This is a genomic window from Prochlorococcus marinus CUG1417 (assembly GCF_017695975.1).
Taxonomy (GTDB): domain Bacteria; phylum Cyanobacteriota; class Cyanobacteriia; order PCC-6307; family Cyanobiaceae; genus Prochlorococcus_A; species Prochlorococcus_A marinus_AG.
Map to the genome: position 1 here is coordinate 449,327 of NZ_JAAORN010000001.1, position 23,068 is coordinate 472,394.

Genomic DNA, 23,068 nt, shown 5'->3' on the forward strand with positions numbered 1-23,068 from the left:
AGCTGATTAATTAAATTAAAAAAGTATTGTATTTATTGGACTTCAGATAAGATTGTTGATTTAATCAAAATAATAAATATTTTTTACTAAATATAATTTTTTATGACGCCTGAAAGGCTTGGATTACTTTGGGGAATAACTGTATTCGCGGGTGCTTGTGCTCGATTATTTTCATCTTTAACAGGATTCCCCAGTGTTGTTATTTTATTGCTTTCTGGGTTACTCATAGGAAGATCAGGCTTAGGACTGGTTGAGCCTTTAGATCTTGGACAAGGGCTTGAAACTATTGTAGGGCTTTTAGTCTGTTTGGTTCTTTTTGAAGGGGGACTAAATTTAAAACTGCCTGAGGGGAATATAAGAAATACTGTTTTGAAAATTTCATTGGTAAGACTTTTTATTTCATTATCAGCTGGAATTTTTATCGCGCATTGGCTGGCAGGTCTCTCATGGCAAGTCGCAGGAATATATAGTGCAATAGTTCTAGCTACTGGACCAACAGTTGTCTCTCCACTAGTGGAACAAATAAAATTAGCTTCCCCTCTTTCGGAGGTTTTAAAAGCTGAGGGGTTGTTGCTTGAACCAATTGGTGCAGTTCTTGCATTACTTCTTCTAGAGCTGACTTTAGGTGACCTACGTGGGATTAATGATGTATTTATAGCATTAATGCAAAGATTAGGGGGAGGAGTTTTAATTGGATTAAGCGCAGGATGGATACTTTCAGAAATTTTAAAAAAAATAAAAAATGAAGCCTCATTTGGTATAGAGCTTCAAGTTACCCTTGGATTTATTTTCCTTGTGTATGGAATTTGCGAATATTTTCTTCCAGAATCAGGCTTGCCAGCTTCTGTTGCGGCAGGTTTTATTGTAGGTAAAAGAGAAGTTATTGATAAGGAGAGATTGGATAATCTAATAGGTGAATTAGCTCAATTAGCAATTACAGTTCTTTTCCCTCTTTTGGCCGCTGACGTTTCTTGGGGTGAATTAAGTCCGCTTGGGTGGGGAGGGGTTGTTTGCGTTTTTGTGTTGATGATAATTGTTCGCCCTATTTCTATATGGATAGCAACAATGGGAAGAGAATTAAACTTAAAAGAAAAAATATTTTTAGCCTGGTTAGCCCCAAGAGGTATTGTTACTGCAGCGGTAGCTTCTCTTTTTTCTATCAGATTAGAGCAGGCTGGTATCCTTGGGGCTGGCCGTCTTCAAGGTTTAGTTTTTCTTACTATATTAATGACAGTAGGAATCCAAGGCCTTTCAGCCAAACCTTTGGCTAATAAGCTTGAATTAGAACAAAAAAATAATTTAAATTGATTTAAGACATCTTTCAATTCGAGATCTGTCGGTTTTACTCTCTGAGAAGAGTTCCCAACTTTGAATTAAATCTGGCCCACTGAGAGATCCAAAAAAGGCTACTCTTAATGATTTCATTAATATCCCTTTTTTTACATTATGCATTTTTGAGATAGCGTTTATTATTTCTTTGGCTTTCTCTTTATTTAGTTTCATAGTATTTTGCTCATTTAAATAATTTAAGATTAGTTTTAGAGATGCTTTACTATCCTCGTTTTCCAGAAAATCTTGACCTTCTTTTTGAATTGTAGGTATTAAGAAAAATGGTTTTGATTGATCAATGACATCTTTTAAAAGAGTAATAGAATCTCTAAGCAAAGCTGCTAATTTATAAGCCCATTCTTGAGATGGCGGCACCCAGCCATGATCATCCCAGTATTTCCTCATGATCTCACTTAACTTTATTAACTCCATATTTTTTATATATTGAGAATTAATCCAGTTAAGTTTTTCCCAACTGAATTTTGCTCCAGCTTTATTTATGTCTGATAAGTCAAAAATTTCAGATATCTCATCAAGTGAAAGAATTTCGCTCTTGGCAGATTTTGGAGACCAACCTAAGAAGGCCATATAGTTCGATAAGGCCTCAGGTAAATATCCCATATCTCTAAATTCGTCGATAGAAGTAACGCAATCTCTCTTAGATAATTTTTTCCCTTCACTATTTAGTATTAGGGGTGTATGCGAAAAAGTCGGCAAATTAAAATTTAATGCTTTATAAATCAATATTTGTTTTGCAGTGTTCGAGATATGATCTTCACCCCTTACAACATGAGTAATATTCATGAAATTATCATCAACTACAACTGCAAGATTGTACAAAGGATCTCCAATCTCATATCCCTTTGCCCTTCTTGACAAAACTAAATCACCACCCAAATCCTTCCCTTGCCATTTGATTTCGCCTCTTATTTGATCTACCCATTTAATTTCTATTTTTTCATCAATCTTAAATCTTATTACTGAAGTCCTCCCTTGGGATATGAATGTTTCTATTTCTTCTTTTGAAAGATTTCTATGTCTATTGTCATGCTTTGGAGGTAATCCTTTCTTTTTTTGTTCTTCTCTTAACTCATAAATTTCATCTTCTGTTGTAAAGCACCTATATGCATCTCCACTTTTCAACAGATTTTTGATGTAACTTTTGTGAATCAAAATTCGCTCACTTTGCTTTATAGGTTCTTCATCCCATTTAAGTCCAAGCCAATTTAAACCCTCTAATATATTTTTTGTATATTTAGATTTAGATCGAAGGAAATCTGTATCTTCTATTCTGATAAGAAATTTTCCACCTATTTTTCGTGCATACAACCAGTTGAATAGTGCTGTTCGCGCTGTTCCGATATGAAATAAACCCGTTGGACTCGGGGCTAGTCTTAAACGTTTTTCCAAATTTCTTTTATAAGAAACGGGACCGACGGGATTCGAACCCGCAACTTCCGCCGTGACAGGGCGGTGCTCTAACCAGTTGAACTACGGTCCCAGAGTTTGTTCTAAATTTATTTAGAACTTCATTCTTAAAATTATCAGATCATAATACTTAATTTATGGTGTTGTAATAAAAAAAATTTATTAATTTGAGGATTTACAGAAATAATTAGTTTTAAAGCTGACTTAGTATGAACAACTATTTATTTTTGAGGCCTAAAACCAGCAGGTTCTATTAACCTAACCTGATTGCCTCTAGCGGTAAATTCTCTCCCTTGGTCACTTTGTACGACAACTCTCCCACCAGATTTAACTCTGATGACTCTCGCACGAACCCATCCTAAAGCTGCTGATTCGAGGACTTTAACTACGTCCCCAGGTTGAAGATCTAACTCCATCTTATGAAAAAAAATGATTTACATAATGTTGATGTAACGCGTCGTGGAGGACTTGAACCCCCGACATCAGGTTTTGGAGACCTGCGTTCTACCAACTGAACTAACGACGCATTTAAGTAATTATAAGCGTCTTTGTGACCAATAAGTTGATTAATTTACAACTTTATCGATCAAAGCGTTGTTTTACGCGAGTAGCTTTTCCTACTCTATCTCTTAGATAGAATAACTTAGCTCTTCTTACTTTACCTCTACGTTCAACTTTTAGAGAGGCAACTTGTGGACTATGTAGCATAAATACTCTTTCAACACCAATGCCCTGAAAAATTCTTCTAACTGTAATAGTCTGGTTAATACCTCCATGCCTTTTTGCGATGACAACACCTTCATAAGGTTGGACTCTTTCCTTATTACCTTCTGTAATTTTTACTCCAACTTTAACAGTGTCCCCAACATAAATTTCAGGTAATTCTTTTTTTAATTGTGCATTTTCAAATTCCTCAATAAGATTTGAGGCGCTTAAGGTTCGCGAAGTTTCAGAAACCATTTTTTCTACTTTTTGTTCAACTTCTACATCAACTGATGCGTCAGCTTCAATACTGGTTTCTAATTCCTTCTCTTGTTTCTCTTTGGCCATTTTGGTCTTTTTTATCCTACAAGTTCTATATCTTAACCTTTTGACTCGCCTTTAGTAACCTTTTTGGTAAATGAAATTGTTTTTGAAAACATTTGGAATCCCGTTATGAGCATCCATAAAACTCCAAGGGAATTCAATATTACATATATTAATTCTCCATTATCTCCAAGCCACTCGCCCTCATGAAGAGACATTAACCAATGAACTTTTTCTCTAGGGTAACCTAATAAATCCTTTGAAATTCTATAAAGAAGACCGGTAATTGAAGATATTAGTAATGGAAGAAAAACCCAAGGCGCCAAAGCTTTATGAAATTGCCTAGAATTAGATAAAAATTTCATTCCTGTAACCCATTGTTGATAGATTTAAGATAGCCAAGACCGTAATGGCTATTTTGATGATATTTAACTATTACTATTATTTATTCCAATGAAACATTTCGCAGATCTTTTATTAAATAAAAATAATTCCAAAACTAATGATCAAGTACCTTTTATTCAGAGGAGAAGAGGGATTGAAATAAAGTCTGCGCGTGAAATAAATTTGATGAAAAAATCAAGCAGGATAGTCGCAACAGTTCTTAGGGAGATAAAAGATTTAATCAAACCTGGAATGAGTACTCAAGAATTAGATGATTTCGCAGAAAAGAGGATAAGAAGTTTTGGAGCTGTGCCAAGTTTTAAAGGCTACCATGGTTTCCCTTCTAGTATTTGTTCAAGTATTAATAATGAGGTTGTTCATGGAATTCCAAGTAAAAATAAAATAATTAAAAATGGTGATCTAGTAAAAATTGATACTGGGGCCTATTTAAATGGCTTCCACGGCGATAGTTGTATATCAATTTGTGTAGGAGAAGTTAGTTCAAAGGCTCAAAATCTTAGCGATGTAGCATTTAAAGCCTTGTATGCGGGGCTTTCGAAAATTAAGGCAGGGAATACACTTCTTGATGTGGCTGGGGAAATTGAAGATGTCGTTATAAAAAATGGGTTTAGCGTTGTTGAAGATTACACAGGCCATGGAGTGGGAAGAAATCTTCACGAAGAACCCTCAGTATTTAATTTTCGGACTAAAGAATTGCCTAACGTAGTCTTGCGAGAAGGAATGACATTAGCTGTGGAACCAATTGTTAACGAGGGGACTAAATTTTGTAAAACATTAAATGATAAATGGACTGTAATAACTAAAGATGGAAAATTATCAGCCCAATGGGAGCATACAATAGTTGTTCTAAAAGATGGTATTGAAATTTTGACAGATAGAGATTTCTAGAAACTAAGATTTGTATCTAAAGATAATTTGGCAATACAAAAAGTTAAAAAATTCTTTCAGAGGGAAAAGCAGATAAGTTAAAGGGTTTGGACTAATTATTATTAAATAATTTTTTGAATTAGCTAATTCAATAATTTTCTTAGACACAAATTTTGGACTCATAATTCCGATAGGATTTAGTTCCGATTTAAAGGGACCTAAGATTATTTTTTTAATTATTAATTTTTTCTTTGTATTTTTTCCCAGAAGATTTTTTTTGAAAGAAACTAATTTACCAATAAGGGATTTACTAATCTCATATGAAGGATTTAGGGCTGGCAATATTTCTGCCTCTGATGTGTTTATCCAAATCTCTTTTCTTATAAGTGAATCATTGGTTAGAGCAATATCTTCAAACAAATTTAAAAATTTGAATTTGCTTAATGCATTTATTTCTATTGAGTTTTCATAATTGGAATTTTCTCTACTCAAATCATAGATACCATGATTCAAAATTAAAATGTCTATTTTTTCTAATTGTTTTTTTAATGAAGACTCCTTCCCACACTCCCATTTAATCCATTCATTTGGAGATTCAAGATTTATTTTATAATTAGTTTTACTATGAGTAAATCCAATCACTTTATATCCTTTTTGACGAAACAACTTTGTTAATTCTTTTCCTAACGCACCTGAGGCTCCAGTTATACCTATAGTCTTTTCGTTTTTTGTTGAATTTATCATTTTGCTTGATTTTTATGAGATACCAAAGAATTAAAATAAATTTACCAAAAAAAAGAGTAATTATTTTCTTATTTGATTAGAACTCATAAATAAATATTTGTTTAGTGCTGAAAAAAATATTATCTTAAACCTATCAATAAATAATTTTACTAAATTTATGAGCGATATATTATTAATTGGTTCATGTGAGCCATTTAGTGGTAAGTCTGCAATGGTTCTTGGGATAGCGAAAAAACTTTTACAAAAGAAAAAAAAAGTAAGAATAGGAAAACCGCTAGCAACATGTATTGAACTTACAAATCTTCCTTCAATGTCTTATGAAGGATTAATAGATGATGATGTTAAGTTTATTGGATCTACATTAAATATCGAAGAGGAGAATTTAATTTCTTCAGTAGGATTGTTGGATAATATATCAGCTGAAAAAAGAATCTTCAATAAAGACTTACTCCCAGGCAAAGGTTTTGATCAGATTGAAGGATTGGTTAATGATGATTTTGAAGGTCTAAATATTTTAGAGGCAGCTGGAAGTCTTCATGAAGGTATGATTTATGGATTAAGTCTCCCACAATTAGCAAAGGATTTAGATGCGAATGTTTTAATTGTGAATTTATGGGAAGATTGTAAAAGTGTGGATGCATTACTTGATGCGAAAAAACAATTAGGTGAGAAACTGGCTGGAGTTGTATTGAACGGAGTTTTGCCGCAAGAAGTAGAAAAAGTGAAAAATGAAATAATACCTTCCCTTAAAAATCTTGATATTGAAGTGTTTGGGGTGATGCCTAAATCACCACTTCTTCGAAGTGTCACCGTCGGTGAGCTTGTAAGAAGACTAGATGCCCAAGTAATTTGTTGCCCCGAAAAAGATCAATTACTTGTCGAAACATTAAGTATTGGTGCGATGGGAGTGAATTCTGCAATGGAATTTTTCAGAAGAAGACGAAATATGGCTGTAGTTACTGGAGCTGATAGAACTGATATACAACTTGCTGCTTTGGAGGCTTCGACTCAATGCCTAATTTTAACTGGTTTAGGAGACCCTTTGTCACAATTGATTCATAGAGCAGAGGAATTGGAGGTGCCAATTTTAAAGGTTGAATTAGATACTCTTTCTTCAGTAGAAATTATTGAACAAGCTTTTGGTCATGTCAGGATACATGAATCTATAAAGGCTTCTTATGCTATTCAATTAGTTCAAGAGCATGTAAATCTAAAAAGAATTCTCGAAAAGATAGATTTTCCCTGCAATTTTTCAGATAAATGCTAATTTCAAATATAGGAACTTTATTATTTTGAGTCGCTCTTTAGATCTACCTTCAGCTGAAGGCGTTGATGCCTTAGCTCAAGAACTTGCAAAACTCCAAGACAATGGAAAAAGGAGAATTGCTTTTTTAGGAAGTAGGCATGTACCGGTTGTCGATATACACTTAATTGAGTTGATAGCAAGGTCGTTAGCAGAGGAAGGACATAATATCCTGACTTCTGGATCCCAAGGTGTCAATTCAGCTGTTATTCGAGCTGTCTTAGATATTGATCCATCATTATTAACTGTTTTATTACCACAAAGTCTTGATAGACAAATACCCGAAATAAAAGATCAACTTGAAAGGGTTATGCATTTGGTTGAAAAAAGCGAAAATGATGAATTGCCTTTGCCACTTGCAAGTAGTCTTTGTAATCAAGAAATTATTACTAGGTGTGATCAATTAATATGCTTTGCTTTTCACGATAGTGAAACTTTGCTAAATAGTTGTAGATGCGCTGAAGAAATGGGGAAAGTGGTTAGTTTGTTATTTTTTGATTAAATAATCCATTTTCTTCCTATTAAAAGATGGCTTATGATAATAGTATTTAGCTTTTAATAATTTACGATGGCAGAAAGTTTTTCATTCGATGTTGTTTCTGAGTTTGATAGACAGGAATTAGTCAATACTTTGGATCAAGTAAAAAGGGAAATTTCTCAGCGTTATGATCTGAAGGGCACAGACACTTCAGTTGATTTAGATGAAGAAAATATTTTTATAATTACAAATAGCGAACTTACCTTAAATGCTGTTAATGACATAATTAGACAAAAGGCTACAAAAAGAAACTTATCTTTAAAAATATTTGATTATGGCGAAATTGAAATGGTTAGTGGTAATAAGGTAAAACAGTCAATTTTATTAAAACATGGAATAAAACAAGAAATTGCAAAAAAAATCAGTAAAAATATTAGAGATCAAATAAAAAAAATTAATGTCAACATCAACGGTGAAACCCTCAGAGTTGCCAGTAAGAGCAAGAATGACCTTCAATTAGCAATAAAGCTTCTTAGTGAGTTAGAAGAGTCTTTGAACATTCCTCTAAAAGCTAATAACTTTAGATAAAATCTTTAGAGAGATTATTTTAAAATATGGCAGATCATTCAGAATCTCTCATTAAATCATTGATTAAGAAAGTAAAAAAATACCCTCGATTTTCTAAAGAAGAAATAGAGAAATTTTGTTGGATGGCAGTACATGAGCATAAGCATGGTGTCTTACCTTCAGAATATGACATTAGGGAGATAGATGAGGACCTTTATTTAGAACTTTTGAAAGAATTTAAATCAAATATCCATTAAAAAATATTTATATTTCTATTTACAATTATTAAAAAAATATTTTAATTAAATGCCTTATTAATGCACTAATTAATCTATTTAAATATGATTAACTAAAAGAAAAAATTTAATGTCAACATCCTTTAAAAATGTCACGCCAACAGGCCCAGGTGGTACAGCAACATTATTAATTGTATTGTCTTTTACTGGCTTTCTTTTGCTCACGCAGTCTCTCTTTGTTGTTCCGTCTGGACAAGTTGCAGTTGTTACAACCTTAGGCAAAGTTAGTGGCCCCTCTAGGAGAGCTGGTTTAAACTTCAAACTCCCATTCATTCAGTCTGTATATCCATTTGATATAAAAACTCAAGTTCAACCCGAAAAATTTGAAACTTTAACTAAAGATCTTCAAGTTATTAGGGCTACAGCTACTGTTAAGTATTCAGTAAAACCTAACGAAGCAGGAAGGATCTTCGCAACAATTGCAAGTAGAAATAGCGATGTTTATCAAAAAATTGTTCAGCCATCTTTACTAAAAGCTCTAAAATCAGTTTTTTCTCAATATGAGTTAGAAACAATTGCTACTGAATTTGCAGTAATTTCTGAAAAAGTAGGAGATACCGTTGCACAAGAACTAAATTCATTCGATTATGTAGATGTAAAAAGTTTAGATCTTACTGGACTAGAGATTGCTGAAGAATATAGAGCGGCCATTGAACAAAAGCAAATAGCTGGTCAACAATTACTGAGAGCAAAGACGGAAGTTGAAATTGCGGAGCAAGAAGCTCTTAGATATGAGACATTGAATAGAAGCTTAGACGATCAGGTACTTTTTAAATTATTTCTCGACAAATGGGATGGTAGTACGCAAGTTGTTCCTGGTCTGCCTGGTTCAGAAGGAGGTTCTCCTCCAGTAATAGTTGGTGGTAGAAGATAATTACATAAAACAAATTTTCAATTCTAGTCAGGCATTTACTTATTCTTCTTAAACTTGGGATAAGTAAACGATTAACCTTTAATTGCATTAAATGATTGATCAAAAGCTTCGATAGTTTTATCAATTTCTTCTTCGCTATGAGCTAGTGACGTGAAACCAGCTTCAAAAGGACTAGGTGCTAGGTAAATACCTCGTTGAAGCATCTCTCTATGCAACTTGCCAAACAGTTCAGTATTATTAGTTTTTGCTTCATCGAAATTCCTTACTGGTCCATCACATAAGAAAAATCCAAACATAGCACTTACACTTCCACCGTTGATGGCGATACCATTATTTTCCGCAGACTGAATTATACCTTCAATCAATCTAGAAGTTGTTGAATCTAGTTTATCGTAAGTACCTTCTTGTTTAAGAAGTTCAAGAGTTTTTATTCCAGCAGTCATTGCAAGTGGGTTTCCGCTTAAAGTACCTGCCTGGTAGACGGGTCCTGATGGCGCTATCATTGACATTATTTCTTTCTTGCCTCCATAAGCTCCAACAGGTAGGCCTCCCCCAATTACTTTCCCAAGTGTAGTTAAATCAGGAGTTACCCCAAATTTCTCTTGAGCTCCTCCATAACTTATTCTGAATCCGGTCATTACTTCGTCAAAAACTAATAAGGATCCATTTTCAGTAGTTAATTCTCTTAATCCTTCCAAGAATCCAGGTTCTGGAGTAATAAAACCAGCATTACCAACAATAGGCTCAAGAATCACTCCCGAAATTGCATCAGGATTTTCAGAAAATAATTTTTTTACAGCTTCAAGATCATTGTAGGGAGCAGTAAGAGTATTGGCTGTTGTTGTTCTTGGAACTCCTGGAGAATCTGGTAAACCTAAAGTGGCCACACCTGATCCGGCTTTCACCAAAAACATATCAGCATGACCGTGGTAGCAACCGTCAAATTTAATAACTTTATCTCTTCCAGTAAATGCTCTCATAAGCCTCAAAACAGCCATACAGGCTTCCGTTCCACTATTAACAAATCTAACCATTTCTACAGATGGGACTGCATCTATTACCATTTCAGCAAGTATATTCTCTAAAACGCATGGAGCTCCAAAGCTAGTCCCTTTTTCAATTGCTTCTTGTAGTGCTGTTGTAACTTCAGGATGGGCATGTCCACATATAGCTGGCCCCCAACTCCCTATATAATCAATATATCTATTTCCATCAATATCCCAAGCATAGGGCCCTTTTACTCTATCAAAAACAATTGGCTGACTTCCTACAGATTTAAAAGCCCTTACAGGAGAGCTAACCCCTCCAGGCATTAATTCTTGGGCGGCAGAGAAAATTTCTTTAGATTTGGTGTAATTTAATATGTCAGTCACAATTTAACTAGATGATACTTTGAGAAAAATCTTGTCATGTTCTAAATTAGAAATAAGTAAAAAATTTGTCAATCAGATTGAAATTCTACATTATGATATTTTTATTGCGATAGTCTGGATTGTAAATTATTAATTTTTAGGAAATCATGATAGAAAATCAAAGTTTCTTAGATAACTCTTTATTAATAAGCGTTTTCAGGAATTAAAGTAATTTAATTTTCATTATTTATATTTCTAAAAAATCATCCTCATCATCAAAAAAATCTACATTTATGTCGTTCAAGTTAAGATCAATCATTACTGGGGCATGATCACTTGGACGTAAATTCCCTCTAGGTGAGCTGTCTATGACACAACTTTTAAGTTTTGATGACAGCTCTTTGCTGATATAGATATGGTCTATTCTCCAACCTTTGTTTAATTCATATGCGTTATTACGGTAATCCCACCAACTCCAATGACCAGTGTTTTTTTCAAAAATCCTAAATGAATCTATTAATCTCTCTTTCAGAACATTATTTAGTGCATTTCTCTCTATCTCAGACGCCATTATGCCTCCTTCATATTTATTTGGATCATGAATATCCAACTTAGAAGGAGCTACATTAAAATCGCCCATAAGACAAATTAATTCTTCTTTTTTTTCTTGCTCATCTAAAAAAGAAGCTAAACAATTTAACCAATTAATTTTGTATTCGAACTTATTAGATTCAAGAGAAGATCCATTTGGTACATAGACATTTATGATCTTAATTCCATTAATATCAGCAGAAATCAATCTTTTTTGTTCAAGGAAAATTTCGATGTTTTGATCAGATTCGATACAGCCGTAGAATCCTTTTTTAACATTTTCTAATTTTATTTTAGAAATAATAGCAACACCATTATATGATTTTTGCCCGTAAACCTCCACTGAGTAGCCTAATTTTTCAAAGGGTTCAATTGGGAAACTATCATCCATCACTTTTGTTTCCTGTAAACATAGAACATCAGGATTGACTTGATTCATCCAATCTATTATTTGTGAAAGTCTGGATCTGATAGAGTTAACATTCCAAGTCGCTATTAACAATTGTCTACCAAGTTATGTAAGATTAAATTAGCAAAAACTTTTCACATTAAATATTCTTTGAAATTAAATAAAATGAAAAATTACTTTTGCAAAAACTTTTCTAAGTCTTTTACTTTAGTAATTTTTTTTATTTCTTTAGTCTCCTTAAGAGGTGATTTAATAAGTGCTGAATATTTATTTGAAGAATTAGAAATCGATAGTTCAACTAAAACAAATGAGAATAGTTCAGGTATTCCAAGCAATCCATTTGAAATTATGGAAATAATTAGAAGACAAGTTAGTATGAATGATGCGACAAATCCTTCTGATGCTATTGACGATGCATTAAAGTCTTTTAATGGTTTGGAGGAAAATAAGAAACTTAATTAGATAAATTGTTATTTCAAATTTTTAATATGCTGAAAAATCCTATCCCACAAGTTACTAATCAATTGCAGTACAGAGCAATAGGCATTGTCAATGGAAAATTTATCCCCCATGATATTGAGCAATTAAATAGAGGCCTCTTAATTGATGATGAAGGCGAAAAAATTGAAACAGTAGTTTTAGGTAAAGCATTATCACTCTTAAAAAAGCATATTGATTTAAAGAAAAATTATTATTGGATTGTTTATCCTAAGAATAAAAATACTCAAAACTTACATTTACAGGTTGCGGGTATCTGGCATCCTTATCAACTAAATGATTTCCCAAATGATTCTCCAAAAACTAACTTCTCAAAATTATTAGAAGAATTAGATTTAAAAGATAATTATTTTTCTGTTAGAGGAGAATTAGTTTTTGTAAATACTCAAAAAAAAGAAATTGTTATTAAAGTTTGCTCTGCTTCAAAGTTAAAGAATTTAAAAAATAAAAATTTTAAATTAGTTATTAGAGGAGAGCTTTCTCTTGAACTTCTTAATAGTTTTGTGAGTTTAGATATCATCAGAGATAAAAATGCTTTGAAATTAATCAGGTACGAAGTTATTGAAAAAAATTTTTCTGAAAAAAAAATAGAATAAAAGATTGATTTTTATCGTAATTTTACCAATCAAGCAATCTTAGATTTATGGAAGATGTTTTAATTGAATGTTCTCCAGGCATCTCTGGAGATATGTTGTTAGGGGCTTTTTATGATTTAGGTGTACCTAAAAAAGTCATTGAAAAACCACTAAATGAGCTTGGATTGAGGGATCTATATCATTTAGACTTTAAAGAATCAAAAAGTTGTTCTATACGAGGTGTCAAGGTAAAGGTTGAGAATATTGATTGCAATCCTGTCAAAAGAACTTGGGGCAGTATTAAAGAACTTATTTCAAATGGGAACTTAGAAGATAAATTAAAGGAAATAATTTATAAAGTATTTGAATCCTTAGCAATTGCAGAAGGGAAGGTTCATGGCATCAAATCTGAGGATGTTCATTTTCATGAAATTGGAGCTATAGATTCATTGGTGGATATTATCGGAGTATGTGCTGCCTTGAATTACTTAAAACCAAATAAGGTTTATTGTAATGAACCTACGTTGGGGAAAGGTTTTGTTCAAACTGAACATGGAAAATTATCTGTACCACCTCCTGCTGTAATAGAGCTAATAAGACAAAAAAACATTAAGGTTTTATCCAGTCGTGACTCAATAGAGGGCGAACTCTCAACTCCAACTGGCATTGCTCTACTTGCTAATTTAGTCAACTATCTAGAACCTCCCACAAAATATTCGATTAACTCTTATGGAGTAGGAATTGGGAACCTGAAATTCACATTCCCTAATTTGGTAAGAGTTTATAAAATTACTTCATTTGAGGATTCTTTTATTAACGATAATGAACAAATTAGTCCAAAGTGTGAAGAGATATCTATTCAAGAAGCATGGATTGATGACCAAACACCTGAAGATATATCGAATTTTGTAGAGAAACTCAAAGTTGAGGGAGCTTACGACGTTTCCTATCAAGCTATTAATATGAAGAAAAATAGAATTGGATTTTCTATTCAAGCAATCTTGCCCATAGAGAAAAAAGAATTTTTTAGGCGATTATGGTTTGATTATTCCAATACTATTGGTGTTCGTGAAAGGACCCAATCTAGGTGGATATTACTTAGACGCAGAGGAGAATGCCCCACGACTTTTGGAAATATAAAATTTAAACAGACTTTGAAACCAGATGGATCAATAACTATGAAGCCTGAAAATGACGAAGTTTTAAGATTGGCACTAGAGCATAAAATATCAACCGAAGAAATAAGAAAAATAATAAAGGATTCCAGTAAAAAATTTAAAGCATTTGAAAACTGGAAATGAGATTCAATTTAAGAAATCAATCATATTGGAAATTTCTAAAAAAATTTAAATTTGGAGTTTTAAAGAGTACTTTCTTTATTTCAAGCTTGTTATATTTTTGCGTCTATTTTTTTTATAATATTGATCAAATTTCTTTTGATATTAATTTAGAAACAAATGGAATTAATTTATTTTTATCATTTTTATTTTGTGTTTTAAGTATTTATCTGAATGCTTATGCATGGAAATATATAGTTAAATGGTTTGGGAAAGAATTTAAAAGTAATAATCTAGTCTCTTTTTATGTCTTAACCAATATTCTTAAATACGTTCCAGGAGGTATTTGGCATTTTGTTGAAAGATTTAATTTTATAAAAAAAATTAGTAATCCAAAGATTGCTTTGTATTCCACACTTATAGAACCTTATTTTATGTTGAGTGGATCTTTTCTCTTGGCATCTCTGGGATTAATTTTTTCACCACTTTATTTTTTTTTGATTTTTCCTTTAGTATTCTTAAATAGGAAATTAATTTATTTTATATTAAAAAGATTAGGGTCTCTTAAGGGGAAAGTATTTGATGTTCTGAGACTTCAAAATTTAAATGACCAATTTGAAGAGAGAATAAATATAATTTCTTTTTTCCCTACTAGAGCTTTATTCTTTGAAATTGGTTTTGTTTTATCTAAATTTATTGGGTTTTATTTTTGCTTAAATACTTTTTATCCAAGTAATACTTTGGATATCATATTTTTATTAGTAATTTTTTCTTTATCATGGTCTTTAGGATTGGTAGTTCCAACAGCTCCAGGAGGACTTGGTGTTTTTGAAGCCTGCCTCCTTTTTCTTGTTGGCATAAATATCCCACAGAATGCAATTCTTGTTAGCTTAATTTATTTTAGAGTTATATCTACATCGGCAGATTTGTTGTTAAGCTGCCCTTTTTTAATTAGAAAACTTTTTAAAAGAATTTAGTTTTTTTTCTCTAAACTTGGTATCAACGTAATTGATGCAATAAGACCTAGAGTCATGATAAAAATAGCTGGTAATATTGCTTCTACCATTCTTTCATCTCCAGCATATTGATATATTCGTACAGATAATGTATCGAAATCGAATGGTCTTAAAATAAATGTAATGGGCAATTCTTTTATCGTATCTACAAAAACTAAAAGTGATCCTACAAAGATTGGACCTTGGAGCAAAGGCAGATGAATTTTTTTGATGATTCCAAGCCAATTCTCTCCTAACCCAAGTGCAGCTTCATCTAGACTAGGTGAAATCCGCTCAAGACTTGAATCAATAGAACCCTTAGAAATGGTAAGGAATCTGACAAGATAACCCCAAATTAGTAAGCAAATAGCAATGAAGTTTAATTTTGAAGAAGAAACGCTTATTAAAGATAAAGCTAAGACTGTCCCAGGTATTGCATAACCTATCCCCGCAAGGTTTGTTATTATTTCAAGCAATAAGTTTTTATTTGGACGTCTAGCCAAGGAAATTATCGACGAAAATAGCATTGTTATTAATGCTGTAAAAAGTCCTAGACTAATAGTCCTAAATGATAGGTTTAATAATTCTAAAGATAACCCTTTGTGAATTTGATCGATATTTAGCAGAACCCAAAAAAAAGGAATTCCAAAAGAGAAAATTGGAGGGAATAAGGATATGGTTATTGCTAGAAAAGCTCTAGTTTTTTTTAATTTCCATCCTTGAGAATCTTTTGATGCGGGATTCTCACTCCACCTCTTTGATTTTCTTCTCGAGAACTTTTCAAAAATAATTAAAGTGAAAATTATTGACAAGGCCACTAAAGATAATCCTATAGCATTTTTTGGATTACCTTCAATTATCCAATTTTCCGCTATGCCTGTAGAAATACTTGGAATATTTAATAATGCAAACGTACCTAACTCATTCATTACTTCCATACACATTAAACTTATTCCCGTTATTAGTGCTGGCATTGCCATTGGGAAAGCTATTTTGAAGAAGCTCCTCCAAGGGCCAACTCCTAATCCTCTACTTGCATTTATTTGATTAACACCAAATTTATTAAAACTTTCATTTGCAAGAATGAATACATATGGATATGTAGAAATCGATAGTATTAACACCCCCCACCATAAACCAGTTATTTGATACCCAAAAATACTTCCTAAATCCTGCAAAATAGCTGTTATTAGATATGCTGGGGCAGCTAGTGGAACTAGCTGAAAAATACGAAGAATTTTTCTGTACTTAAAATCGCAATTTGAAAGTAACCATCCGTTCAAGGTTCCCAAGCCTCCTCCAAATAAACTTGTCAGCGCTAATACTTTTAAAGTACCAATTACCTCTTCTCCTCCAGCAATACCTAATGAAAAATCTCCACTTAAAACATATTGAATTCCCTCAAGAAGAAAATTGCATATTGGAATGATTACTACTATTGAAAGAATAAACGAGATTGCATAAAGAAGTTTTAATTCGTTTACTGCTTTTTTAAATCCCTTAATAAGTATTTTCAAAGATTAATTAAACCCTAATATGTATACTCTAATCTGTACTAAATCTACATGATGAGAGTTGCTTCTTAATAGTTTGATGATCTAAGTCTTTCCCAATTAATACTATCTTGTTAGATTTTTCTTTTGTCCATTCTTCATCATCTAGAGAAAATCGTTTTCCAGATAGGTGAAAAATGTGTTTTCGTTCACTTTCCATAAACCATAATATTCCTTTCGCCCTAAATACATTTTGTGAGATTTGATTATCTAAGAAATATTGAAACTTCCTTAAGGAAAATGGTTCAAATGTCTCATAAGAAACTGATGTAAAGCCCTCTATATTATTGATCAAATCGTGCGAATGAGAAGAGTGATCGTGTGAATGAGAAGAGTGATTATGCGAATGAGAAGAGTGATCGTGTGAATGAGAAGAGTGATTATGCGAATGAGAAGAGTGATCGTGTGAATGAGAAGAGTGATCGTGTGAATGAGAAGAGTGATCGTGTGAATTGCCTTCTTTATCGTTATCGAATTTAAAGCTATCTGTTTCAAATAGTCCTACACTCATGATTGTTTGTAACCCAACTTCACTATTGGTTGATCTCAAAATCCTTGGTTCTTTTTTTATTTTATTAATAAATTTTTCGACTTTTTTTAATTGTTTTTCGTTGACTAAATCACATTTATTAAGAAGCAGGATATCTCCGTATAAAATCTGGGAATAGGCGACACTTGTATTATTAATTTCAAAATCAAAATTTTCTCCATCAATGACAGTGATGATTGAATCTAATCTTACTTTTTCCCGAAGATCTCCAGCGGCAAAAGTCATGGCTACTGGTAATGGATCAGCTAAGCCAGTAGTCTCGACTATCAAATAGTCTATTTTTTCAGATCTTTCTAAAACTTTGGATACTGTATTTAATAACTCACCATTAATAGAGCAACATATACAACCATTATTTAATTCGATCATATCTTCTGAGCCTTCTATTATTAAGTCATTATCTATTCCTATCTCTCCAAATTCATTAACCAAAACAGCTGTTTTAAGACCAACTTGATTTTTTAAAATATGATTTAAAAGCGTAGTTTTGCCAGAACCTAAAAATCCACTGATAATCGTAACAGGTAATAACTTTTTAGACATTTTGACGAATTTTTTAAATGAATGAATTTGTAATTTTATTGATCGAAAATTTTATTTATTTCTGAAGCTAATGTTTGATCGAGATTTGTTATGCCCCCCAAATCATGTGTACTTAATCTAATTATTACTCTTGAATAAACGTTTTCCCAGTTAGGATGATGGTTGTATTTTTCGCAGATTAAAGCAACTTTAGTCATAAATGAGAAGGCTTCAATAAAATTAAAAAATTTAAATTCTCTTTGTATTTGATCATCGTTAATTTCCCAGCCTGGTATTTTGACAATTAATTCCTTCAATTCTTCATCTTGCAAAAGGTAAGGTTTCATAAAGTGATTAATATTAGTTCTTATTAGTTACATTATAAATATTCTGTCTTTTCTCACCAATTATATGTACATTTAAAACCCTTTCTTTTTGATCAAATCTATGTTCCCATAAATAAACTGCTTGCCATGTGCCAAGCATAATATTGCTGTCCAGAAAACTTAAGGATAAACAAGTGTTGGTTAAAGATGTTTTAATATGAGCTGGCATATCGTCAGCACCTTCCTGATAATGTTTATAAGAAATTTCTTCTCTATTTTTTGATAAAGTTAAGTAGGAATTATATGGGACTATAGATTGTATATATTTTTTTAAGTCTTTTAGTACGTTTGGATCAGCATTCTCATTAATAGTTAAGCTGCAACTGGTGTGAAGTGAAGTTAAATTTAAAATTCCTGAATCAAAATTATTTTTTTCAATAAATAAATTCAAATCATTTGTTATGTCAATAAAACCCTCACCATTAGTTATAAATTCTAATTTTGAAAATATTTGTTCCATATAAATAAAACTCAATTAATTGATATTCTATTATGGATTAAAAATGTATGTTTTATGCAAACATCAGAATTTTTATCTTAAAATAAATTTAATCTATATAAAAAATTTTTGGCCGAAATTCAATGGAATAAGCTGGGTGCTTATCTTAAAGAAACTCAAATATTAGGCTCAATCCAAAATACGCTTTATTGGGATCAGAATACTGGAATGCCCAAGAAAGGAGCCTCTTGGAGGTCTGAACAACTTACATATATTGCCAAAATCTTGCACAGGAGAAATTCTTCTGAAGAATTTTATAATTTAATACAATCTGCTAAAAATGAATTATTAGATACTGAACAAAATTCTAATAATCAACTCTTCATTAAAGATAAAGAAAGAAACATTAATCTTTTAATTAAGGAATTTAATAGAGCGAAGAATTTAGATCCTAAGTTGGTTGAGTCTTTAGCAAAGGCAAAATCTAAAGGATATGAAAGTTGGCAAGAAGCTAAGAAAAAATCAGATTTTAAAGTTTTTCTCCCATTTTTTGAAGAACTTGTCAAATTACGGATTGAAGAGGCGAAACAAATATCAGATCAATATTTACCATGGGAGACTCTAGCCCAACCCTTTGAGCCTGAAATAACTTTAAAGTGGTTGAATAAAATGTTTCAGCCTTTGAAAGATACTCTCCCAGAATTGATTAAAGGAATAAGCAAGTCAAAGAAATATCATTGGGATTTAAGTCCAGCATCTCAACAGATTTTATGTTCAAAATTACTTGATGAGTTTGGGAGAGATAAAGATCTAGTTGTGGTTGGCAAATCTCCCCATCCTTTTTCGATAACATTAGGGCCGAATGATTATAGGATTACGACAAGAATCGTTGAAGGCGAACCATTATCAAGTTTTTTAGCAACTGCACATGAGTGGGGGCATTCAATTTATGAGCAAGGTCTGCCATCACAAAGTCATCAATGGTTTGCTTGGCCTTTAGGTCAAGCAACTTCAATGGGTATACATGAAAGTCAATCATTATTTTGGGAAAATAGAATAGTTAAATCAAAATCTTTTTCGAAAAGATTTTTTAAAAAATTTGTTTCAGCTGGATGTACATTAAATAATTATTTTGAACTATGGAAATCTATTAATCATTTAGAAGCAGGATTAAATAGGGTTGAGGCAGATGAATTGACTTATGGTTTACACATTCTAGTTAGAACGGAACTTGAAATAGATTTAATTGAGGGAGGGTTACCCGCTGAAGATATTCCAGAGGCATGGAATAAAAGATATGGTGAACTTTTAGGAATAAAACCATCTAATGATTCAGAAGGTTGCCTTCAAGATGTACATTGGAGTGAAGGTGCGTTTGGATATTTCCCTTCATATTTGTTAGGTCATCTTATAAGTGCTCAAATATCTTCTCAAATGGAAAGAGACATTGGTTCGACAGATGATTTAATCCAAAATGGTGAATATCAAAAAATCATATTTTGGTTAAGAAACAATGTTCATAAATATGGCAGATCAGTTAATTCTATGGAGTTAGTAAGAGCTGTAACTAATGAAGAACTAACGCCAAACTATTTTATTAATCATTTAAAGTCAAAAATAAATGATTTTTGCTGAAACATTACTTTTAAAGAATTTGGTTGAGTGTGAGGATGTAAGATAAATAAAAATTATTTCTTGATGGCAAACCTTAATCAACCCCCAAGCAGGGTTACACCAAATTTATTGCACATACTAAACGCTTTCACTGATAGCTCAAATACAATAATAAACACTATTGTTGAGTTGAACTCTAATACCATTAATAAATATGAATTAATTACAGAAACGGGCCATCTTAAACTGGATAGGGTAGGTTATTCTTCACTCGCTTATCCTTTTGCTTATGGATGTATACCAAGGACATGGGATGAAGATGGAGATCCACTCGATGTCGAAATTGTTAGTGTAGCTGAGCCACTGATACCAGGATCTATTGTGGAGGCAAGGATTATTGGGGTGATGAAATTTGATGACGGTGGGGAGGTCGATGATAAGGTAATAGCTGTTCTCGCAGACGATAAAAGAATGGACCATATCACAAGTTATGAAGACCTTGGAGAGCACTGGTTGAAAGAAACAAAGTATTATTGGGAGCACTACAAAGATCTAAAAAAACCAGGAACATGTACTGTAAATGGTTTTTTTGGAATAGAAGAAGCTGTTAAAGTGATTAAAGATTGTGAAGAAAGATACAAAAAAGAAATTGATCCTAAATTAGTTAATTAACTAATTTTTGTTTTCTCTAAATTCTTCAAATATTTCACTAAGTATTTTGTCGGCACCTTGGAGCTTTAGTTTTTTTGCTAGTTCTGCCCCTACCAATTCAGGGTTATTAATATTACCAATAACTTGATCTTTTATAAGCCTTTCTCCATCAAGAGAGGCCACCATACCTGTAAGGTAAAGTTGTTCATTATCAATATTACTATTAACACCTATTGGGACTTGGCATCCACCTTCAAGTTCTCTTAAAAAAGCCCTTTCTGCCAGACATCTTTGACTAGTGGGTTTATCTTCTAGGACATTTATAATTTCTAAAACTTTTTTATCATCAGATTTACATTCAATACCTAAAGCTCCTTGGCCAACTGCATGAAGGGAAATTTCACTTGGTATAATCTGGTGAATTCTTGATTCAAAGCCTAATCTCTTTAAACCAGCGGCCGCAAGAATTATACAATCAAATTCTCCGGCATCTAATTTTTCAATTCTTGTAATAACATTTCCCCTGATATCTTTGAAAACAAGATGAGGGTACTTATATCTTAATTGTGCAAGTCTTCTTAGAGAACTTGTTCCTACAATAGAACCTTCAGGTAAGGTTTCTAATTTATAACAGTCATTTTTTTTGCTTACTACTAAAGCATCCGCTGGATCTTCCCTTTTTGTGATGCATCCTAATTTAAGGCCATTAGGTAAATTGGTTGGTAAATCTTTAAGAGAATGTACTGCTATATCAGCATGGCCTACTAGCATTTGTGCTTCAAGTTCTTTTGTAAATAAGCCTTTGTCGCCTATTTTTGCTAAGGCTACATCAAGGATTTTGTCACCCTGAGTTGCCATAGCTTCTATAGATACCTCTAAATTGGGAATATTCCTTTCTAGTTGATCTTTAACCCATAAAGTTTGAACCATGGCTAGTTTACTTCTTCTGCTAGCTATTTTCAGTTTAAAGTTGGTCATTAAATATTATATTGAGTTTAGATTAAAATTAAGTCGAAATTATTTTAAGCTATTCTTTTGCAACTTTTCCAAGCTGAAAATTATATTTAACCTTTTTTATTTAATATATTCTTTTAAAACTCCATTTCGATTTGGATGTCTTAGTTTTCTGAGGGCTTTTGCTTCAATTTGTCTAATTCTTTCTCTTGTTACATCAAAAATCTGTCCAATTTCTTCAAGAGTTTTCATTCTTCCATCATCAATTCCATATCTCAACCTCAGAACATCTCGTTCTCTTGGACTTAGAGTTGCTAAGACTCCCTCTAAATCTTCTCTTAATAAAGTTTTAGAAACATCTTGCTCTGGATTTTCTATGTCAGCCTCTATAAAGTCTCCAAGTCTTGAGTCCTCTTCTTTACCTATTGGAGTTTCTAAGGAAATAGGTAGCTGAGCACTTTTAGCTATAAATCTTAATTTTTCAATTGTCATTTCCATGCTTTCAGCTATTTCTTCTTCACTTGGTTTCCTTCCAAATTCTTGGCTAAGAACTTTTGTAGTTTTTTTAATTCGAGATATTGTCTCGTATAGATGAACTGGTAATCTAATTGTCCTACTTTGGTCTGCGATTGCTCTAGTAATGGCTTGACGAATCCACCAAGTAGCATAAGTAGAGAATTTGTAACCCTTTTCATGGTCAAATTTTTCGGCTGCTCTAATGAGGCCCAAACTTCCTTCTTGTATTAAATCTTGAAATGACAAACCTCTATTCATATATTTTTTAGCTATGGAAACCACTAATCTTAAATTTGATTGAACCATTTTCTCTTTAGCTCTTCTTCCTAAAAGAAGTCTTCTTCTGAATTTAGGAAGAGGCATATCTATTAACTCAGCCCATTCTCTAACTGAAGGGAAATGTCCTTTTTCTGACTCAAATTGAGTTGCCAGTTCTTCTAATTGGAGTAAGTCAGCAATTTTTCTTGCAAGTTCAATTTCTTCATCTGGTCTTAAAAGTCTAATTCTTCCAATTTCTTGAAGATAAACTCTTATTGAATCTTCAGTGTAGATACCTTTTGGGCCGAGTTTAATATTACCAAGCCCTTTATCTTCTTCTTCAGAATCACTAAATTCATTATTTTTTTCAATACTGCTTTGATTTAACTGAGAAGATGTCTCTAAGCTTTGACTATTTTTATCATTATCTTCTTCAACAACTGTTCCTAAGTTTGTATTAATTTTTTTATTGATCTTTTTTTTTGAGCTGGTCTTGGAATTCTTTGATTCTGCTGCTACTGGACACATGATAGACTCCTTTCTACGGTGAATTTAACTAGATTAAATTTTATTTAGGGCTAATTTGTACATTTAGTAGTAAATTTCCCCAT

26 protein-coding genes and 2 tRNA genes are annotated in these 23,068 nt (G+C 32.3%); 13 read left to right on the top strand and 15 right to left on the bottom strand.

Features of this window, described 5'->3' with window-relative positions; translation table 11 throughout:
* Positions 1 to 102 precede the first annotated feature (102 nt).
* Positions 103 to 1,308: a cation:proton antiporter gene (locus tag HA140_RS02540; RefSeq protein WP_209039589.1), complete on the top strand. Its 1,206-nt coding sequence runs from the start codon at positions 103 to 105 to the stop codon at positions 1,306 to 1,308.
* Here HA140_RS02540 and gltX read toward each other — a convergent pair.
* The 6 genes from gltX to HA140_RS02570 form a co-directional block, all read right to left on the bottom strand.
* Positions 1,300 to 2,739, bottom strand: a complete 1,440-nt coding sequence (gltX, locus tag HA140_RS02545) for a glutamate--tRNA ligase (protein ID WP_209039590.1) — start codon at positions 2,737 to 2,739, stop codon at positions 1,300 to 1,302. The two genes, HA140_RS02540 and gltX, sit on opposite strands and share 9 nt — an antisense overlap.
* A 17-nt stretch (positions 2,740 to 2,756) precedes the next feature.
* Positions 2,757 to 2,830, bottom strand: a tRNA-Asp gene (locus HA140_RS02550).
* A 148-nt stretch (positions 2,831 to 2,978) separates the two neighbouring features.
* Positions 2,979 to 3,173: a hypothetical protein gene (locus tag HA140_RS02555; RefSeq protein ID WP_002807701.1), complete on the bottom strand. Its 195-nt coding sequence runs from the start codon at positions 3,171 to 3,173 to the stop codon at positions 2,979 to 2,981.
* Between the two features lie 37 nt (positions 3,174 to 3,210).
* A tRNA-Trp gene (locus HA140_RS02560) sits at positions 3,211 to 3,283 on the bottom strand.
* A gap of 53 nt (positions 3,284 to 3,336) precedes the next feature.
* Complete coding sequence (rplS, locus tag HA140_RS02565) at positions 3,337 to 3,807, bottom strand: 50S ribosomal protein L19 (protein WP_245156182.1); 471 nt, start codon at positions 3,805 to 3,807, stop codon at positions 3,337 to 3,339.
* A 32-nt stretch (positions 3,808 to 3,839) separates the two neighbouring features.
* Positions 3,840 to 4,148 carry a PepSY domain-containing protein gene (locus HA140_RS02570; RefSeq protein ID WP_209039591.1) on the bottom strand — a complete coding sequence of 103 codons (309 nt, stop codon included), beginning with the start codon at positions 4,146 to 4,148 and terminating at the stop codon, positions 3,840 to 3,842.
* An 88-nt stretch (positions 4,149 to 4,236) separates the two neighbouring features.
* Here HA140_RS02570 and map point away from each other — a divergent pair, with 88 nt between their 5' ends.
* On the top strand, positions 4,237 to 5,076 hold the full coding sequence (gene map, locus HA140_RS02575) for a type I methionyl aminopeptidase (protein ID WP_209039592.1): 840 nt from the start codon (positions 4,237 to 4,239) through the stop codon (positions 5,074 to 5,076).
* 3 nt (positions 5,077 to 5,079) lie between these two features.
* On the opposite strand, the gene HA140_RS02580 is transcribed toward map, so the two are convergent.
* Positions 5,080 to 5,799 carry an SDR family oxidoreductase gene (locus tag HA140_RS02580; RefSeq protein ID WP_209039593.1) on the bottom strand — a complete coding sequence of 240 codons (720 nt, stop codon included), beginning with the start codon at positions 5,797 to 5,799 and terminating at the stop codon, positions 5,080 to 5,082.
* A gap of 157 nt (positions 5,800 to 5,956) precedes the next feature.
* On the opposite strand from HA140_RS02580, the gene HA140_RS02585 reads away from it, so the two are divergent.
* The 5 genes from HA140_RS02585 to HA140_RS02605 all read left to right on the top strand — a co-directional run bounded on the left by HA140_RS02585 (position 5,957) and on the right by HA140_RS02605 (position 9,317).
* Positions 5,957 to 7,066, top strand: a complete 1,110-nt coding sequence (locus HA140_RS02585; RefSeq protein ID WP_209039594.1) for a phosphotransacetylase family protein — start codon at positions 5,957 to 5,959, stop codon at positions 7,064 to 7,066.
* A gap of 25 nt (positions 7,067 to 7,091) precedes the next feature.
* Positions 7,092 to 7,604: a DNA recombination-mediator protein A gene (locus HA140_RS02590; RefSeq protein ID WP_209039595.1), complete on the top strand. Its 513-nt coding sequence runs from the start codon at positions 7,092 to 7,094 to the stop codon at positions 7,602 to 7,604.
* 66 nt (positions 7,605 to 7,670) lie between these two features.
* The gene (locus tag HA140_RS02595; RefSeq protein ID WP_209039596.1) at positions 7,671 to 8,168 is read left to right on the top strand and encodes a YajQ family cyclic di-GMP-binding protein; all 498 of its coding nucleotides are present in this window, start codon (positions 7,671 to 7,673) and stop codon (positions 8,166 to 8,168) included.
* 26 nt (positions 8,169 to 8,194) lie between these two features.
* Entirely contained in the window at positions 8,195 to 8,404 is a 210-nt protein-coding gene (locus tag HA140_RS02600; RefSeq protein WP_209039597.1) for a hypothetical protein, read from the top strand.
* 109 nt (positions 8,405 to 8,513) lie between these two features.
* Complete coding sequence (locus HA140_RS02605; RefSeq protein WP_011817992.1) at positions 8,514 to 9,317, top strand: prohibitin family protein; 804 nt, start codon at positions 8,514 to 8,516, stop codon at positions 9,315 to 9,317.
* A 71-nt stretch (positions 9,318 to 9,388) separates the two neighbouring features.
* Here the strand turns inward: HA140_RS02605 and hemL are convergent, their stop codons facing one another.
* Entirely contained in the window at positions 9,389 to 10,690 is a 1,302-nt protein-coding gene (hemL, locus tag HA140_RS02610) for a glutamate-1-semialdehyde 2,1-aminomutase (protein ID WP_209039598.1), read from the bottom strand.
* Between the two features lie 226 nt (positions 10,691 to 10,916).
* A complete protein-coding gene (gene xth / locus HA140_RS02615; RefSeq protein ID WP_209039599.1) occupies positions 10,917 to 11,762 on the bottom strand; it encodes an exodeoxyribonuclease III in 846 nt (281 codons plus the stop codon).
* Between the two features lie 72 nt (positions 11,763 to 11,834).
* On the opposite strand from xth, the gene HA140_RS02620 reads away from it, so the two are divergent.
* The 4 genes from HA140_RS02620 to HA140_RS02635 are packed head-to-tail and all read left to right on the top strand — an operon-like array spanning position 11,835 to position 14,996.
* Positions 11,835 to 12,131: a hypothetical protein gene (locus HA140_RS02620; protein ID WP_209039600.1), complete on the top strand. Its 297-nt coding sequence runs from the start codon at positions 11,835 to 11,837 to the stop codon at positions 12,129 to 12,131.
* A 26-nt stretch (positions 12,132 to 12,157) separates the two neighbouring features.
* Positions 12,158 to 12,763 (top strand): hypothetical protein, encoded by a 606-nt coding sequence (locus HA140_RS02625; protein WP_209039601.1) that lies wholly within the window; start codon positions 12,158 to 12,160, stop codon positions 12,761 to 12,763.
* Positions 12,764 to 12,810: 47 nt separating this feature from the next.
* Entirely contained in the window at positions 12,811 to 14,043 is a 1,233-nt protein-coding gene (larC, locus tag HA140_RS02630; protein ID WP_209039602.1) for a nickel pincer cofactor biosynthesis protein LarC, read from the top strand.
* Positions 14,040 to 14,996, top strand: coding sequence for a lysylphosphatidylglycerol synthase domain-containing protein (locus HA140_RS02635; RefSeq protein ID WP_209039603.1), 957 nt, complete (start codon positions 14,040 to 14,042; stop codon positions 14,994 to 14,996). Before larC ends, HA140_RS02635 begins: the two co-directional genes overlap by 4 nt.
* Here HA140_RS02635 and HA140_RS02640 read toward each other — a convergent pair.
* The 4 genes from HA140_RS02640 to HA140_RS02655 are packed head-to-tail and all read right to left on the bottom strand — an operon-like array spanning position 14,993 to position 18,485.
* Positions 14,993 to 16,531, bottom strand: coding sequence for an ABC transporter permease (locus tag HA140_RS02640; RefSeq protein ID WP_209039604.1), 1,539 nt, complete (start codon positions 16,529 to 16,531; stop codon positions 14,993 to 14,995). The genes HA140_RS02635 and HA140_RS02640 overlap by 4 nt on opposite strands.
* A gap of 28 nt (positions 16,532 to 16,559) precedes the next feature.
* Positions 16,560 to 17,660, bottom strand: coding sequence for a CobW family GTP-binding protein (locus HA140_RS02645; protein WP_209039605.1), 1,101 nt, complete (start codon positions 17,658 to 17,660; stop codon positions 16,560 to 16,562).
* A gap of 35 nt (positions 17,661 to 17,695) precedes the next feature.
* Positions 17,696 to 17,986 (bottom strand): 4a-hydroxytetrahydrobiopterin dehydratase, encoded by a 291-nt coding sequence (locus tag HA140_RS02650; protein ID WP_209039606.1) that lies wholly within the window; start codon positions 17,984 to 17,986, stop codon positions 17,696 to 17,698.
* 13 nt (positions 17,987 to 17,999) lie between these two features.
* On the bottom strand, positions 18,000 to 18,485 hold the full coding sequence (locus HA140_RS02655; protein ID WP_209039607.1) for a secondary thiamine-phosphate synthase enzyme YjbQ: 486 nt from the start codon (positions 18,483 to 18,485) through the stop codon (positions 18,000 to 18,002).
* 108 nt (positions 18,486 to 18,593) lie between these two features.
* Between HA140_RS02655 and HA140_RS02660 the strand changes: the two genes are divergently transcribed.
* Together HA140_RS02660 and HA140_RS02665 are read left to right on the top strand one after the other, a co-directional pair.
* On the top strand, positions 18,594 to 20,099 hold the full coding sequence (locus HA140_RS02660) for a carboxypeptidase M32 (RefSeq protein WP_209039608.1): 1,506 nt from the start codon (positions 18,594 to 18,596) through the stop codon (positions 20,097 to 20,099).
* A gap of 63 nt (positions 20,100 to 20,162) precedes the next feature.
* Positions 20,163 to 20,750 carry an inorganic diphosphatase gene (locus HA140_RS02665; protein ID WP_209039609.1) on the top strand — a complete coding sequence of 196 codons (588 nt, stop codon included), beginning with the start codon at positions 20,163 to 20,165 and terminating at the stop codon, positions 20,748 to 20,750.
* Here HA140_RS02665 and hemC read toward each other — a convergent pair whose 3' ends face one another.
* Positions 20,751 to 21,707, bottom strand: coding sequence for a hydroxymethylbilane synthase (gene hemC, locus HA140_RS02670; RefSeq protein WP_209039610.1), 957 nt, complete (start codon positions 21,705 to 21,707; stop codon positions 20,751 to 20,753).
* Positions 21,708 to 21,803: 96 nt separating this feature from the next.
* A complete protein-coding gene (gene rpoD / locus HA140_RS02675; protein ID WP_209039611.1) occupies positions 21,804 to 22,985 on the bottom strand; it encodes an RNA polymerase sigma factor RpoD in 1,182 nt (393 codons plus the stop codon).
* Between the last annotated feature and the right edge of the window lie 83 nt (positions 22,986 to 23,068).